Consider the following 16,697-nt stretch of genomic DNA (forward strand, 5'->3'; position numbering starts at 1 on the left):
GCTGCAAAATGCCAGAATTTTCAAAAATCACGTTCTGCAGTTTGCAGAGCCTCAGAATTTTCAAAAATCACGTTCTGCAGTTTGCAGAGCCCCAGAATTTTCAAAAATCACGTTCTGCAGTTTGCAGAGCCCCAGAATTTTCAAAAATCGCATTCTGCAGTTTGCAGAGCCCCAGAATTTTCAAAAATCGCATTCTGCAGTTTGCAGAGCCCGCTTTTTCAAAAATCCGACGTTCAATCATGCGGCTTAGCGGGATTTGCCGGCGATTCCGGTAAATTCGCCTCCAAACCAGGCACCCAGTTGTTAATCTCCTCCTGCGAAACGCCCGCCAAGGCCGTCTCAGCTTCGGGCTGCTCTTCTTCCGGGAAATCATCCGCCTCGTTCCCGATATTCGCCCCAAAACGACTGACACTAAGAATAATTCCGATATAAAAACAGCTGATAATGGTAGAGGTACCTCCGCGGCTAATGAGCGGAAGCGGTTGCCCCGTGACAGGGAACACCCCTACAGCGACAGCCATATTGACCAACGCCTGCGTCACAATCATCAGCCCACAGCCCAATATCAAATATTTCGGGAACAAACGGTCGCACTTGCGGGCAATCATCGCCACGCGAATCATTAGCACGATATACAAAAACAGGACGAAAAAGCCCCCAATGAGCCCCGTCTCCTCAATAATAATGGCGTAAATAAAATCGGAATAGGCCTGCGGAAGAAAGTCGCGTTGCTGTCCGTGGCCAGGGAGTTTGCCATATACACCTCCCTGCGCGATGGCAATCCGGGCGAGGTCTTCCTGATAATGCTCGTCGTCGAGCTTGAGCGTCTTGCCATCCGACACGTCGAGGCGGTCGCTCTTGTTCACGAAGCGTTCGATGCGGTTCTTCCACGTGCCGAAGCGTTCGGGCAGATGCTCGACCACCGTTTGTGGAGAAAAATAAAGCAAACTGAACAAGAGGGCGACCGAACCGATGCAAACCCCCAGCAGGCGGGCAATCCGTTTGAAGGCGATTTGTCCGATGAACATCATCATCACCATCACGCCGAAAAGCAGCAAAGCCGTCGAGCCATTAAACGAAAAAATAAGCAAAAACACGATCCCTACGCCAATCAATATGCTCCAAAACATCTGCTTTTCCGTCAGCATCTCGCGCCAGCTCAGGATCAAAGCCATATAGCAAACGGCACAGAGCTTGGCGATTTCGGAGGGCTGGAAATTGAACACGCCGAAGAAACTCATCCAGCGCGGCTCGCCATTGATTTCAATTCCGATGAAAGGCGTCAGCAACAACAAAACAAACGAAACCGGCAAGCCCAATATTCCTGCCGCCACAAACATCTTGTACGGGACGTTGTGCAGCAGCAAGATAAAAATGAAACCCATCAACAGGTACGTCGCATGGGTCGAAATCGGGTCCCAATAGTTATCGCTCTTGTAGGCCAACGTACTGGAGGCGCTAAACACCTCCACAATCGAGACCAAACACAAAAACATGAACACGCCCCAAATGACGCGGTCTCCCTTAAATAAACGGCTTGCCAATCCCATCTTCTGTTCCCCCTTCTTTCGTTAAAGATTCCGTACGCAGGCTTTGAACTGGTCGCCGCGGTCTTCGTAACACTTGAATAGGTCGAAGCTCGCACAGCAAGGCGAGAGCAACACCGTATCTCCCTTATGCGCCATGCGGTAAGCCTTGGCGACGGCCTCTTCCATGGAACGGGCGTCTTCAATCTCCGCTACTTTCCCGTCAAAGAACTGATGCAGCTTCGTATTGTCAACTCCTAAGAAGATGAGGGAATGTACCTTTTCTTTGACCAACTCTTCGATTTCCGAATAGTCGTTTCCTTTGTCTGTCCCTCCTAAGATAAGTACTACTGGCGTGCGCATCGATTGCAGGGCATACCAACAAGAATTCACGTTGGTCGCCTTCGAGTCGTTGATGTAATCCACACCCCGGACGCGCGCTACCTTTTCCAACCGATGTTCCACACCCGAGAAGCTCCGGAGCGCTTCCCGAATCTTTTCATTTTTCAAATCCATGATTTTGGCGGTAATCGTAGCTGCCAACGAATTATACAAATTATGTTTGCCTGTCAATGCCAACAATTCTTCCTCCATGCTAAAAATCCCATTAGTTGTTTCTACTATTATTTGATTATTTTCCACATAGCCCTTTGTGCCGGCTTCGTGCGTTTCGGCAAAAGGATAGAGAGTCGCTGCCGGGTTCCTTTTCCGGATTTCCCGCGCGATAATCGGGTCATCGTTCCAAAAGATAAACGCGTCTTGCGCCGTCTGGTTCTGGAGAATGCGGAATTTCGCATCCACGTAGTTCTGCATCTCGTAGTTATAACGGTCCAGATGGTCTGGCGTAATATTCAGCAAAATGGCTATATCCGCCTTGAATTGGTACATATTATCCAGCTGGAAACTGCTCAACTCGATGACATAAACGGGATGCGGGCTCTCGGCCACCTGGAGCGCGAGGCTGTTCCCTACGTTTCCCGCCAACCCGGCATCCACGCCCGCCTCGGTCAGGATGTGATGCGTCAGCAGGGTGGTGGTCGTCTTGCCGTTGCTACCGGTTATGCAAATCATCGTTGCGTCGGTATAACGTCCGGCGAATTCGATTTCCGAGATAATCGGCGTCCCTTGCTCTTTCAGTTTACGGATGATAGGCGCTTTGTCCGGGATGCCGGGGCTTTTCACCACCTCGTCGGCATTCAGGATGGCCTCTTCCGTATGATGCCCCTCTTCCCAACGGATTCCACGGGCATCCAACATTGCCTTATAGTTAGGTTTAATCACAGAAGAATCCGAGACGAATACGTCGAATCCCTCTTTCTTGGCCAGGATAGCAGCACCCGTGCCGCTTTCGCCGGCTCCTAAGATAACCATTCTTTTACTCATTTTCGTTTATCGCATCTTTAACGTAACTATCGTAATCACGGCCAATATGATTCCTATCAGCCAAAAGCGTACCACAATTTTTGATTCGGGCACGACGTTCAGCGGTTTTTGCAGAATCGCGTCGATACCTGCATTCCCCGGCTTCTGGAAATGGTGGTGAAGCGGAGCCATCTTGAACACGCGCTTCCCCACGCCATATTTCTTCTTCGTATATTTGAAATAGCATGTCTGGATGATGACCGAAAGGTTCTCGACCAGGAAGATGCCGCATAGAATCGGTATCAGCAACTCCTTGCGGATAATGATGGCAAACACCGCAATTATCCCGCCCAACGTCAAACTCCCCGTATCGCCCATGAAGACTTGTGCCGGATAGGCATTATACCACAAGAATCCGACCGTCGCCCCAATGAACGCCGCCGCATACACCACCAGCTCCTCGGCTCCGGGAATGAACATGATGTTCAGGAACGAAGCAAACTCGAAGTGAGATGACATATAGGCCAATATCCCCAGCGCGACTCCGATAATCGCCGACGAGCCTGCCGCCAGACCGTCCAGCCCGTCCGTCAGGTTCGCCCCGTTCGAGACCGCCGTCACCACAAATATCACCATCAGCACAAACACGCACCATGCCGCCTCCTGCTTATACTTACCTGCCCACGAGACGAGGCTCGCATAATCGAAGTTGTTGTTCTTGACGAACGGTATGGTGGTCTTGGTCGATTTCTTCTCGATGGCATGGAATTGCACCGTCTCAATCACATTGTCGCGGCGTACCTCCATGTTCTCCTTTATCACCACGTCCGGACTCAGGAACAGCACCAGGCCGACAATCAGCCCCAGCCCTACCTGCCCGACAATCTTGAACCGCCCATGCATTCCCTCCTTGTTTTTCCGAAAGACCTTGATGTAATCATCGGCAAAACCCAAGGCGCCCAACCAGACGGTCGTAATGAGCATCAAAAGGAGGTAGATATTGTCGAGACGGGCGCAGAGCAACGTCGGGACCAAAATCGCAATGATAATGATGATACCTCCCATCGTCGGCGTCCCTTTCTTGCTCATCTGTCCCTCCAAACCGAGGTTGCGCACTGTCTCGCCGATTTGCAGGTATTGCAACCGGTCGATGATGCGCCGCCCGATAGCCGTCGAGATGAACAGCGACAAAATCAACGCTACCCCCGAGCGGAACGAGACGTATTTGAACATCCCCGCGCCCGGCAGGTCCAGTTGGTCTAAATAGTTAAATAAATAATACAGCATTTCTTTTTATTCATCTTTATTTGTTTTATTTCCATTCGTCCGACAATGTCGGAATCCTTCTCCGACTGGCCGGGAGACTTTCCGACATTGTCGGAATCCTTCTCCGCTTGGCCGGGAGACTTTCCGACATTGTCGGAATCCTTCTCCGTCTGGCCGGGAGGCTTTCCGACATTGTCGGAATCCTTCTCCGACTGGCCGGGAGGCTTTCCGACATTGTCGGAATCTTTCTCCGCTTGGCCGGGAAGCTTTCCGACATTGTCGGACGCTTTGTATGTTATTCCTTCGAAGCAAACCATCAGGCGTTTCCTTCCCCGATCAATTCCCGGATGATTTCGCGGTCGTCGAAATGATGCTTCACGCCTTTTACCTCCTGGTAATCTTCGTGTCCCTTTCCAGCTACCAAGACGACATCGCCCCGTTGCGCCAGCGTCAGCGCCGTTTTGATGGCTTGCCGACGGTCGGTGATGCAAAGCGTGTGGTCGAGGTCGGCAGCCGAAAGCCCGGCCACCATGTCTTGGATAATTGCATCCGGCTCCTCGAAGCGGGGATTGTCGGAAGTCAGGATTACCTGGTCGCTCAAGCGGGCGGCCTCTTTCGCCATCATGGGGCGTTTGCCCTTGTCGCGGTTTCCGCCGCAACCGACCACCGTCAAGACACGCCCGTTGCCATCCAGCACTTCGTGGATACCGTTCAATACGTTCGTCAGCGCGTCCGGCGTATGCGCATAATCCACGATGGCGGTAAACCCTTTCGGCGAACGAATCGTCTCGAAACGGCCGGCCACGGAATGCAACGTACTGAGTACCACCAACACCTGCTCCGGGTCTTGCCCCAACGTAACGGCAGCGCCATAGACAGCCAAGAGATTATATGCATTAAACCGTCCGACGAACTGCACCGAGACTTCGCGGTTGTTAATCAACAATTCCGTCCCGTCGAAATGCGATTCCAAAATCTTCCCTTTGAAATCCGCCACGGTGCGGAGCGAATAGGTTTCCTTCCGCGCCTTCGTATTCTGAAGCATGACCAGTCCGGACTTATCATCGACATTCGTCAGGGCAAAAGCCGAAGCGGGCAGGTCGTCGAAGAACTTCTTTTTCGCACGGAGGTAATTCTCGACCGTTTTATGGTAATCCAGATGGTCGCGCGTGAGGTTCGTGAAGATACCCCCATCGAACGCCAACCCGGCGATGCGTTTCTGGTCGATGGCGTGCGAGCTGACCTCCATGAAAACATACTCACAACCCGCCTCTGCCATTTGGGCGATGAGCGCATGAAGCGTCAGCGGGTCCGGCGTCGTATGCTCGGTCGGAATCGGTTTATCCTCTATATAATTGCAAACCGTCGAGATTAAGCCCGCCTTATGCCCCAGACGACGAAACATCGTATATAATAAAGTAGCGATAGTCGTTTTCCCATTCGTACCTGTGACGCCCACCAACACCAAGCGGCGAGAAGGATTCCCATACCATTCGGAAAGCAGTTCGCCCAACGCCTCCGCCGAGTCCTTCACGACGACATACGCGACATCCTGCCGCACCTCCGCCGGCATCGCTTCGCATACGATAGCCGCCGCCCCCTTCTCGATGGCATTCGGAATGTACGCATGACCATCAACGGCAGTCCCGCGCACGGCCACAAACAGATAGCCAGCCTCTACGCGGCGCGAATCCGATTGAATACCGGAGATTTCCCTATTGATATCTCCTTGGACTTCAACCGTACTCAAAATCTGAATCAAATCCTGCAAATTCATCATTTTATTTCAGTGTAATCCATATTGTTTGTCCTTTTACTACACGACGACCCGGCGGAATACTCTGGGAAGTGACCCGACCGGCACCCGAAAGCGTCACCTGCAGCCCCGCATTCTCCAACAAGTAAACCGCATCTTTCGCCCCCATGCCATAGACCGACGGCACCAATCCGTCTATTACTTTCAAATTGCGCAAACGGATATGAGACGAATCACGCTCGGCACGTACCCAATAGGTCGACGCGCTGTCCGCCCACTGCACATCCAGTTCGTTCAATACCTCCTCGACAGCCTGCTTCTCGCCTGCCTTGGTAGCCGGGAGCCATACCGCCATCGAATCCCGTTCCATATCCTCCACTTTGACACGGATATGGCTGGCGTAAATCTTCTCCGCAATCGCCTTCACGACACCCCCCGACATCGTACCACCCGAAGGATACCCAATGCGTGGCTGGCGAATCACCACAATGCAGCTATACTTCGGGTCGTTTGCTGGGAAATACCCTGCGAACGCTACCTGATGCCCCGCCTGACGATAAACACCGCCCGAAGCTATCTGCGCCGTTCCCGTCTTACCTGCAATCGGGATGATATCAGAATGCACCGCCTTTCCCGTACCGCTATCCACCACGCCTATCAACATGTGCTGAATCTTCGCCAACGTCTCGGTCGAACAAATGGATTGCTTCAATACTTCGGGAGAGAAGGCACGCACCGTTTTGCCTCGGTGCTTAATTTCCTTGACAAAATAGGGACGCATCATTTTCCCTCCGTTGGCAATCGCGTTATAAAAAGCTAAGGTCGATATCGGCGGGATTTGGGTTTCATATCCGAAAGACATCCAAGGCAACGTCGTCTTCGACCAATACTGGTTCGGGTCGTCAGGCCGACGGATTTTAGCCCGCCCAGCACCTGGAATATCGATCTTCAAATCAGCATTCATACCAATGCGATACAAGCCTTCCACAAACTTCGTCGGGTTGTCCGCATATCCTTTTAAAATCGTTTTCGCTACGCCAATATTGGAAGAATACCAAATGGCTTGCTCCACCGTAATCTTTCCATAACCGCCCCGGTGCATGTTATGGTCGGTCATGCGTGCGCCTTTATACATATATATACCATTACCTACGTCCACCGTATCGCCTGGCTGACACACCCCATCTTCTAAAGCCACCATAATGGAAGCGACCTTAAAAGTAGAACCCGGTTCTGTCTCATCGGCTACGGCATGGTTCATCGTCTCGGCATATACGCCTTCTCGTACACGGCCCATATTCGTAATGGCCTTTATTTCGCCCGTCGCTACCTCCATGACAACGGCCGTACCCGAAGCCGCATCAATTTTCTTTAGCATATCCACGAGAGATTTCTCCGTCAGGTCCTGGATATCAATATCGATGGTCGAATAGACATCCATTCCTTCGATAGGCTCTTCTTCCGTCACATTCGTCCATTGTCCATTCAAACGACGAATGGCATTCCAGCCCGGCTTTCCCCGAAGAAGCGAATCATACTGGAGTTCCAGTCCATTCTTACCTTTTGTCACACCCGACGTATCGATTTCACCATACGTATCACCTATCGTACGCGACGCCAACGAACCGAAAGGCTTCTCACGCTGTACCATCTCCTTGACCACCAATCCTGTCTTGTTCGAATTATTCATTCGGAAGAATGGGAAAGACTTCAAATTCTTCAATTCATAATAAGAAATTTTCTTCGAAACCACCGGATAATAACGGCTTCCTATGGCATAACCTCTGCGCAGATGGGCTTTATAACCTGCCGGCGTCCGGTCTTGAAATGCATGTGAAAGGCAAATGGCGAGCGAATCCAAATTAGCGTCGAACACTTTCTTATCAAACCCGCCGGCTTTGAAGTCCATAAAGGTATAATAACGAGGTACACTGGTCGCCATCAACTTACCATCATACGAATAAATATTTCCCCGGCTGGGATAAATCCGACGATCCGGACGTTCTTGCGTCTTAGCCAATGCCAACCATTTATCCTTTTCTACAAAAGCCGTCTTACAAGCCTTGAACACAATCATACCCGCCAAGCACAACAAGAAGACGACAATGATGGCATAGCGCACCAGAATCCATTTTCCCAAGTCCGGATTCTGTTCTTTCTTTTTTGCTTCCTCTTCTGCCATCGTTTATTTCTCCAATTCATACGGAGGAGTTTGTGCCCCCTCCAAATCAATACCTTGTTCTTCTATCAGCGATTCGATTTGGGATTGCCGGCTATGTCCTGTCAGTTCGGAAGAGATAGATAATGCTTCAAAACGCACATCTTGCAATTCCTTTTGCAAATGGTCTATCCTGCTCAACTTTTGCATGCAGCTATACCGATTTCCAATAAAGAAAATGATTAACACGACAATCAGCACAATCATCCGTGTATGGCGCATGATGAAATCCCCATTCAGGATTCCACCTCCCAATATATAAATAAACGAGAAATGTTTTTTCTTCTTTTCCATTGCTTTGCCTCATTCTTTTCGTTCTGCAATCCGTAATTTAGCACTTCGCGAACGGGGATTTCGTTCGATTTCTTCGTCGGAAGGAACGATTACTTTGCTATTTACCAATCGGAAAGGCGATTGCACATTCCCATAGAAGTCCTGCTCTGCTTTGCCTTCGAAATTACCCGCCTTCAAGAAATTCTTTACCAACCGATCTTCCAACGAATGATAAGTAATGACAACCAAACGTCCGCCCGGTTTCAATACAGGGAGCGTGGATTGCAACATCTCCTTCAACGCCCGCATCTCGTCGTTCACTTCGATGCGCAATGCTTGAAAGACCTGTGCCAGAAATTTCTTTTCCTTATCCTTTCCCACGAAGGGTTTCAACACATCCAATAAATCCGCAATCTCCGAAAAAGGCTTTTCTGCCCGCGCTTTCACAATCATAGCCGCCAATTTGCGTGCTACCTTCACTTCGCCATACAGACGAAACAAATCCGCCAACGCTTCTTCTCCGTAGGTATTCAGAATGTCTGCCGCCGTTTGCCCCGCACGGGTGTTCATCCGCATATCCAACGCTCCTTCGAAACGGAAAGAGAACCCCCGTTCCTTCGCATCGAAATGGTGAGACGAAACGCCTAAGTCCGCCAACAAACCATCCACCTGCCCGACCCGGCCATAGTAACGCATGAAATTGTACAAATAACGGAAGTTACTCCGCACAAACGTAAACCGTGCGTCCGCAGGGATATTCTGCTCTGCATCCGCATCTTGGTCAAAGCCATACAAATGCCCCCCTTCGCCCAATTGTTTTAAGATTTCCCGCGAATGTCCACCTCCTCCGAAGGTTACATCCACGTAAATGCCTTGCGGTCTAATAGCTAATCCCTCCAAACTTTCGGGCAATAGAACCGGCACATGATACGCGTACTCTTGTAGTTCCATTTTCTTCCTTTCCGTGTTAAAATAGTACTTTAACAAATGCGACTTACTACTTTGATTTGTAAACATCTGCTCATTTCGCGGGTAAAATTACATATTTACCCTTTCTCCTGCCAGAAAAAACGCAAAAAAAGTTATCAACAGGTAGAAAATAAAATGTCAATTTGTCGTATCTTATCTACTTTTCCATGCAAAAAACCAGCTATTTCCACTTTTACCTAACATACCTTTCGCCCAAACAACAGAAAACAGCGCAAAAGCAGCTCTGTTTTCCACCCATCCTAAGCGAAAACGATGCCATTTATACCTTCCGGAGAGGGAAATCCAGGCATAATCGAAAAGGTTTTTCGTTACTTTTCGACGCGAAAATAACTACTTTCGGAAGCATTTATAGGCATAAACGAAAAGAATGAGAGGGAAATCCGAACCTAAAAGTCGCTCTTTTCAGCGATTTCGTACGCCATTTCGTCCAGAACAAAACCTATCCCTTAAGGTTCTCTTCCGATACAAACCAATAGAAAACAATTGCTTACCCTTCCAAACCAGCTTTCTAAACGCCTTCATTCCGGCATTTTTACCAGCACTTCCCGCTAATCCTCGAAATAAAGGCGCTACAAGCCGTTTGTTTGACATTTTGACAAATTGACATTCCTCGTTTCATCCACACAGACGAAAACAGAGAGGATACTTATCTTTTGCCTAAAGTAAGGAAACAATTACGTCTCTTTCTTTCCTCAAACACCTCTTTCATTTTGTTCGATTTTATGCAATTACAATTTCAATTTGACGTTAAACAAAATAAGAATAAAACAAATTGAAATATCAATGCAGATATAAAAAGAAAAAAGTCATTTTGCAGATGAATATAAATACAATATGTCATATCTTTGCACCAAACGAAAAACAAATGATAAGATAAACCTATGTAACAACAAAATAAAGTAAGCGTATGAAGAAAATAGAAGCAATTATCCGAAGGTCTAAATTTGACGATGTCAAACAAGCCTTGTTGGAGGCCGATATCGAATGGTTTTCGTATTACGACGTACGTGGAATCGGGAAAACGCGCGAAGGGCGTATTTACCGGGGTATCGTCTATGATACCAGTTCCATAGAACGCATCCTCCTCTCTATCGTTGTTCGCGACAAGAATGTAGAAAAGACCGTCCAAGCTATCCTAAAGGCGGCACATACCGGAGAAATAGGAGATGGACGCATTTTCATCACACCTGTAGAAGATGCTATTCGAATCCGTACAGGCGAACGGGGAGATATTGCCCTCTATAACGCAGAACAAGAAAAATGAAACCCAATAAGCATTCACCTAAAAAACAAAAGAAATATGAGCACATATAACGAAAATAATTCCATGCGCATAAGAAAAGCCCTCCTCTTCGGGTTGCTATGGGGGATTATCCCTTGCATATCTGCACAAGAAATCACCCAGCCGAGCACATTGGATTCGGGCAATACGGCTTGGTTGTTGACGGCCTCTTTGTTGGTCTTGCTGATGAGTATTCCCGGCATTGCCTTGTTTTATGGCGGATTAGTCCGGCGGAAGAACGTACTAAGTGTTATGATGCAAACGCTCTTTATCGTAGGCATCGTGAGCATTTTATGGATTGCGTTCGGGTATAGTTGGGCATTCGACACCAGTTTTGCGGAGTCGGGCAATCCGTGTGCCTTTTTCATCGGAGGTTTTCAGAAAGCATTCCTACAAGGCATTGACATCCATACGCTCACAACAGGCAACATTCCGGAATTGCTTTTCGTGATGTTCCAGTGCATGTTTGCTATCATCACTCCAGCTTTGATTTTAGGCGCATTTGCCGAACGCATCAAATTCTCAGGCTATATCCTTTTTATCTCATTATGGGTTGTTTTGGCCTATTTTCCCATGGCGCATTTGGTATGGGGCGGAGGCTTTTTGCAACAGATGGGTGCGATTGATTTTGCCGGAGGAACCGTAGTACATATCAATGCCGGTATTTCTGCATTGGTGATGGCCATCCTATTGGGTAACCGATCAGATTACCGTGCAGGACATCCAATTACGCCCCACAACGTACCGCTTGTCTTCATGGGCACCTCTTTCTTATGGATTGGTTGGTTCGGATTCAATGCAGGTAGCGGACTTGCCGCCGACGGATTAGCCGCCAACGCGTTCTTAGTAACACATGTAGCCACGGCTATGGCAGCTATTACTTGGATGGCAATGGATTGGATTTGCAATAAAAAACCAACAACTATCGGCGCATGTACCGGTGCCGTAGCCGGATTAGTCGCCATCACACCTGCAGCCGGTACCGTCGATTTGATAGGAGCATTCAGCATCGGAATCATTACGCCTATCGTATGTTTCTTCATGGTCGCCGTAGTGAAACCTAAGTTCAAATACGACGATGCGCTGGATGCGTTTGGCGTGCATGGCGTAGGAGGAATCGTCGGTTCGATCCTGACCGGTGTGTTTGCCACCCGCTTCGTGTCTGGCGGCGTGCAAGGAGCTTTGTATGGGGATTGGCATCAACTCGGAGTACAATTATTCGCCACAGCGATATCGATTCTCTTCAGTATCGTGATTACTTTCCTTCTATTCAAATTGGTAGACGCGACCATAGGTTTACGGGTCGACAAACGGGTGGAAGAAGAGGGGCTCGACATCTACGAGCACGGTGAGTCCGCCTACAACCATTAATGGCTTTCATGCGATTTTCCCATTTTTTTGCTTTCCTAAAAAGCGGTGCGCTTCCTTACGGGGCGCACTTGCTCTTTACAGAATGGCCTTCACCTCCTTAAACGCATAACGTCGTATTTCCCCATGGGGTAATCGCAACAGCAAATGACCCGTCGGTTCGATACCGGCTATCTCTGCCTCGAATTCTCCATGGGCATCTGCATACAGGTAAACCCCTTGTCCCCGATACAGCGACTGACGATAAAACGCTTCGATTTCCGCCTCCCGTTCTTGCAGCAACATGAGGTAATTGGCATACAAATGTCGCAAAAATTCCTCCAGCAACGCATCAAGTGCCTGTTCGTGTCCTGTTATCTGGAACAAAGAAACCGGGTTGGGGGCATCGCTTCGGAACGCGGCCTGGTTAACGTTGATGCCGATTCCAATAATAGACGTATCCAGCAAGGTTCCCATCAGCTCGTTCTCAATCAACATGCCGCAAATCTTCCGGTCATGCCAATAAATATCGTTCGGCCACTTGACAGTTATTCCTTCCGCATACGCATCCAACGTTTGCTTCACACTAAGCGAAGCCACTTGGGAAATCAAGAATTGACGCTGGGCGGGCAAACAGGTAGGGTACAGCACTACGCTAAAGGTCAAGTTCTTTCCCGCTTCCGATTCCCACGCATGGCCGATTTGTCCGCGCCCGGCCGTTTGATAGTCCGCCCATACGACGCTTCCTTCCGGCAACCGCTCCTTTTGCAAATAATCCCGCAAATAGGTGTTCGTCGAGTGCGTCTCCTTCAAATGAATGATATGTTCCATATGCCTTCTATTTTAATATCCGGGTGCATAAAATGCATCCTCTATGTGTTCGCGGATATGATACCCTTCCGCATCCTTTACCAATGTAATAATATCGAAACGAACCGGCGCATCCAGATTGAACAGGCGCACATACGCATCTGCCGCCGTCACAAGGCGTTGGATTTTCTTCCGATTGACGGCCATCTCCGGTTCAAGCCAGAAATCCGCCGAGCGGGTCTTCACCTCTACCACGACCAATTCGTTCGCCTGCACTGCCACAATATCCAGTTCGAAGTGATGGTAATGCCAATTGGTGTGCCGGATATGATATCCACGTTTCTCCAAATAAGCGCGTGCTATTGCTTCGCCTTCTTTTCCTATTTCATTTCGTAGGGCCATGCTTTTTATTCTCCGAATTAATAATCATCTTTCCTGTTTGTTTATTTTTGCTCGCAGACAAAAGCCTTTTTCCGCTTCGGCGGGATTTTTGCTTGCGAAATAATCTTTACCGACGATGTCAGGAAGCTTTTGCTCGCGAAATAATCCTTCCCGACGATGTCACGAAGCTTTTGCTTGTGAAATAATCCTTCCCGACGGCGTCGCGAAGCTTTTGCTCGCGAAATAATTCTTCCCGACGATGTCAGGAAGCTTTTGCTTGTGAAATAATCTTTCCCGACAGTGTCGCGAAGCTTTTGCTTGCAAGCAAAACAGAGCCGTGCCCGTTTCCACGCATTATCTCCGGATTTTTCACTGCAAAGGTAATTATTCTTTACCTTCCGTCCAATCCAAGCCATACCAATGCTGGCATTTGGGGGCGTAGGCCATCTCCAAGAGGCGGGTATCGCTTAAAGGTTCTTCTTCCGGCAGCTTCGCCTTCGACAAATCCTGCTGGAAAGCACCATACAAAAGCAGGCGATATTTGCGGTCGTCGCCCAACAAATGCCACGGTGTAGCCAGGTTGGGCAATCGCTGAAGCGCCGTTCGCAAATAGGTTTCGGCTTGCGGATGACCGCACCACCGGGCTATATATCCATAACGTGCATAGTCCGACGGACTCGCATCCGGAGCGGGAGTCAACGCATACAGGCGGTGTCGCAACGCCCGGTAAAAAGCGGTGTCGTTTTGTTGCCATTGCGCCACCCGTTCGCTGGTCAGCAGACGAGGCGTATACCGGATGGCTTCCACCGCCGACGAGAGAGCCTTCTCTTTCGCCTCTTGCTGGTAATAGGCCTCGGCCAGGCTCCAGGTATAAAGGGAGTTTCGGGGATAACGCTCCGCCAAGGGTTGCCATACTGCTGCAGCCGAGTCGGGCGCTCCGTTCCACAACAGCAAACGGGCCTGCAAATAGCGGATTTGAATATCTTCGGGATGACGCGCCTCTACAGCCGTCAAGAGCCGGGCGGCTTCGGATCGCGTCTCGGGTTGTTCCATCGCTTCAAGGGCTCGCCGGAGTTGGTGGGCCGTCGGGTCGAGGTATTGTTTCCACGAAGGCATGTTCCAAGCCAGGAGATAGAGTCCCGCCCACGCCGGAAGGAGATAGCGCAGCCAAGGCAAGGAGACGGTCCTCATCTTCTCTTCGTCGCGAGGCAGGAAGGCGAAGAATACATAACTCATCCAAAGTGTAAAGGGTGTACTGAGCCATGTGGCTTGCGTCAAGTCTTTGATTCCTACGGCTAACAGTGTACATGCGATGATGCGGCTCTCGGCTTCGTTTCTCCGCCTCCCTATGCAAACGATAAGGCTCACCGCCAGACCGGCATAGAGCAAAGTCCCTACCAGACCCTTCTCCACCAGAAGTTGTACCACGATATTCGGCGCAAACGAAGTATAAGGCCGTGTGCTGTCTTGATTGAGGGTCGCATCGACAGCATACGTGAAGTTGTTGCTGCCATACCCGACGAGCGGACGCTCACAGAAGGCGTCCCAGGCGGCTTGCGTGGCGTGGATGCGGCTCCCGGTGCTCTGTTGTTGGGAAACGGTGCGGTTCATTTGCAGGGTGGTCTGCACTTCGGCAGGACAAAGTCCATACGTCAGGAGGAAAGTCGCTATCACCGTGAGGCCGAGTTTCCATTTCGCGCTTCTCGGTTTCCACCAAAGGACTCCAATGATTCCATAAATACCCAAGGCAATATAGGCGCCGCGCGAGAACGAAAACCAAATGGCTACTAAAGCGCCGATGAGAAAAAGCAGCGCATGGCGACGCAGCAGGCAAATCCATCCCAACAGCACCAACAGTACTTCCGACCATACATTGGTAATATACCCCAAAGGCCGAAACAGGAAACGAAACGAATAGGTATCCGGAAAACCTACGCCCAACACGGAGTTCCGAAAGACAAAGAAACTCCCGAGGGAAAGCAACAGGGCGATTCCGATGGGTAAGTAACTCGCACTCCAAGGTAACTTCACTCCTGTGTCCAACAACCTCCGTACCAAGAAATAAGAAATCAATCCATAGAGGGCATAAAACGCGGTCCGGCTCGCCGGCAAGGGACAGGCTGCCCAGCTGCACGAGACGCCTTCATAGAGGGCTATCAGGCAAAGCCAACCGTCTATAGCTTGCCAACGGGAGGGTAAGCCTACCACACACAAGGCACCGGCCATCAGCAGCAGGCCGATTTGATAACGGTCCTCTATTTGAAATAAAAGCATAGCCATGACTGCAAGCAGCAGGATGGCTATGCCACAGAATATCCCTATCGAATTGGAAAACGTAGGTTGTTTCATGCGTTCTTTTTCTTCCAAAGGCTGGCTTCGTAGGCCGTGCGCTCGGCAGGAGTGAAACGTTGCCGGTCGGCCACGTCGAACAGACGGGCGAAGATGGGTTCGTGCAACGCTTCCGGACGTGCTTCCAGCGCAGGCAGGTGGCGGAGGGCATATATCCACTTATCTGCTTGGCTCTTCAGCTCGCCGGTCTCTTGGTGACACTTCGGTACTTCTACGAAATAGAACCGCAGCCGGTTATCAAATAAGGTGTGAAGGCTTTGGTCTACCAAACCCACTTCATGCACGAACGAGTCTGTTGCAAAGTCTTCCGTGGTAAAATCTAACAGATGGATCAGATAGACTCCCTGGATAAAATCATCGTCTTGGTTAAGCCAACGTTCGGAAATCCCCTTGGCCCCGTAATAGAGCGTACGGTCTTTGAAGGCAGGATGCGGATAGGCTTGTTGTATCTGTACGATAACCCGTTCGCCTTTCGCGTTGAGGCACCATGTGTCGTATGCCGACAAGCCCCGGACGCGCTCGGTGGGCAAATGGTGCATCTCGCGTATTTCGTCCTGGCCACGCAACAAGCTATTCACCAAGTCGATTGCCAAATCGTTGTTCGCCTCCGTTCCAAACAGGCGCTGGATACCGAATTCGGTCATCGGATCCATATATCTATCTTTCTCGTTCATCCTTGCTCTATTTTACCAGTTTATATTCGTGCAAATGTACGCATTTATTTAAACACGGTGATGCGGAGGCGTGGAGTTTTTATCCCTTTTGTTCTTTGCACAGACGGTGAAGCCGTCCAACTATGCTTAACCGCCTGCGTGTCTCGGCAGAGACACCTGCGGTATGAATACCCTGAACTAACCGACCTCGAAGGGGTCGAACCGCCTATTGTTCATCCTGTTCGACCTCGTCAAGGTCGAGAGGAAGGGTAACGTTCTTGCCGAAGGTGGCACTTCGTACCACCCTCGGTTAAGCATCATTAGACCTCTTCGAGGTGCTGACCTACATACAGTGCGTAACCCCCATAAAAATCTGTGTCATCCTTTAGATTTGCGCAAAATAATAAATGAAGAAGAATGTTTATCTTTATATCAATAAAGGTTAACCAAGAAAAAGAGGTGAACTATTGTGTTGTCAAGACTC

At 49.7% G+C, this 16,697-nt stretch carries 14 protein-coding genes; 2 read left to right on the plus strand and 12 right to left on the minus strand.

The features are described from left to right. Positions 1-233: 233 nt before the first annotated feature. From B5F77_RS01680 to rsmH, 8 genes are read right to left on the minus strand one after another with little or no spacing between them, the layout of a single operon-like run. On the minus strand, positions 234-1,550 hold the full coding sequence (locus B5F77_RS01680; RefSeq protein ID WP_087326694.1) for an FtsW/RodA/SpoVE family cell cycle protein: 1,317 nt from the start codon (positions 1,548-1,550) through the stop codon (positions 234-236). A gap of 21 nt (positions 1,551-1,571) precedes the next feature. Further along, on the minus strand, positions 1,572-2,909 hold the full coding sequence (murD, locus tag B5F77_RS01685) for a UDP-N-acetylmuramoyl-L-alanine--D-glutamate ligase (RefSeq protein WP_087326696.1): 1,338 nt from the start codon (positions 2,907-2,909) through the stop codon (positions 1,572-1,574). Positions 2,910-2,915: 6 nt separating this feature from the next. After that, entirely contained in the window at positions 2,916-4,175 is a 1,260-nt protein-coding gene (gene mraY / locus B5F77_RS01690; protein ID WP_087326699.1) for a phospho-N-acetylmuramoyl-pentapeptide-transferase, read from the minus strand. Next, positions 4,148-4,471: a hypothetical protein gene (locus B5F77_RS01695; RefSeq protein ID WP_087326702.1), complete on the minus strand. Its 324-nt coding sequence runs from the start codon at positions 4,469-4,471 to the stop codon at positions 4,148-4,150. Before B5F77_RS01695 ends, mraY begins: the two co-directional genes overlap by 28 nt. Next, entirely contained in the window at positions 4,471-5,931 is a 1,461-nt protein-coding gene (locus B5F77_RS01700) for a UDP-N-acetylmuramoyl-L-alanyl-D-glutamate--2,6-diaminopimelate ligase (RefSeq protein WP_087326760.1), read from the minus strand. The genes B5F77_RS01695 and B5F77_RS01700 overlap by 1 nt, the downstream gene beginning before the upstream one ends. 4 nt (positions 5,932-5,935) lie before the next feature. Next, the gene (locus tag B5F77_RS01705; RefSeq protein ID WP_087326705.1) at positions 5,936-8,092 is read right to left on the minus strand and encodes a penicillin-binding protein; all 2,157 of its coding nucleotides are present in this window, start codon (positions 8,090-8,092) and stop codon (positions 5,936-5,938) included. 3 nt (positions 8,093-8,095) lie between these two features. Beyond that, the gene (locus B5F77_RS01710) at positions 8,096-8,422 is read right to left on the minus strand and encodes an FtsL-like putative cell division protein (protein WP_087326708.1); all 327 of its coding nucleotides are present in this window, start codon (positions 8,420-8,422) and stop codon (positions 8,096-8,098) included. A gap of 9 nt (positions 8,423-8,431) precedes the next feature. Next, positions 8,432-9,352 (minus strand): 16S rRNA (cytosine(1402)-N(4))-methyltransferase RsmH, encoded by a 921-nt coding sequence (rsmH, locus tag B5F77_RS01715; RefSeq protein WP_087326711.1) that lies wholly within the window; start codon positions 9,350-9,352, stop codon positions 8,432-8,434. Between the two features lie 946 nt (positions 9,353-10,298). Between rsmH and B5F77_RS01725 the strand changes: the two genes are divergently transcribed. Both B5F77_RS01725 and B5F77_RS01730 read left to right on the plus strand, forming a co-directional pair. Then, a complete protein-coding gene (locus B5F77_RS01725) occupies positions 10,299-10,655 on the plus strand; it encodes a P-II family nitrogen regulator (protein WP_087326716.1) in 357 nt (118 codons plus the stop codon). 36 nt (positions 10,656-10,691) lie between these two features. After that, positions 10,692-12,044 (plus strand): ammonium transporter, encoded by a 1,353-nt coding sequence (locus B5F77_RS01730; RefSeq protein ID WP_204244938.1) that lies wholly within the window; start codon positions 10,692-10,694, stop codon positions 12,042-12,044. Between the two features lie 75 nt (positions 12,045-12,119). On the opposite strand, the gene B5F77_RS01735 is transcribed toward B5F77_RS01730, so the two are convergent. The 4 genes from B5F77_RS01735 to B5F77_RS01755 form a co-directional block, all read right to left on the minus strand. Further along, the gene (locus tag B5F77_RS01735) at positions 12,120-12,851 is read right to left on the minus strand and encodes a biotin--[acetyl-CoA-carboxylase] ligase (RefSeq protein WP_087326719.1); all 732 of its coding nucleotides are present in this window, start codon (positions 12,849-12,851) and stop codon (positions 12,120-12,122) included. A 12-nt stretch (positions 12,852-12,863) separates the two neighbouring features. Beyond that, the gene (locus B5F77_RS01740; protein ID WP_087326721.1) at positions 12,864-13,232 is read right to left on the minus strand and encodes a YraN family protein; all 369 of its coding nucleotides are present in this window, start codon (positions 13,230-13,232) and stop codon (positions 12,864-12,866) included. 363 nt (positions 13,233-13,595) lie between these two features. Then, entirely contained in the window at positions 13,596-15,560 is a 1,965-nt protein-coding gene (locus B5F77_RS01750) for an O-antigen ligase family protein (protein WP_239445701.1), read from the minus strand. Then, complete coding sequence (locus tag B5F77_RS01755; protein ID WP_087326725.1) at positions 15,557-16,234, minus strand: PD-(D/E)XK nuclease family transposase; 678 nt, start codon at positions 16,232-16,234, stop codon at positions 15,557-15,559. The genes B5F77_RS01750 and B5F77_RS01755 overlap by 4 nt, the downstream gene beginning before the upstream one ends. Between the last annotated feature and the right edge of the window lie 463 nt (positions 16,235-16,697).

It is taken from the genome of Parabacteroides sp. An277, assembly GCF_002159645.1.
Taxonomy (GTDB): domain Bacteria; phylum Bacteroidota; class Bacteroidia; order Bacteroidales; family Tannerellaceae; genus Parabacteroides.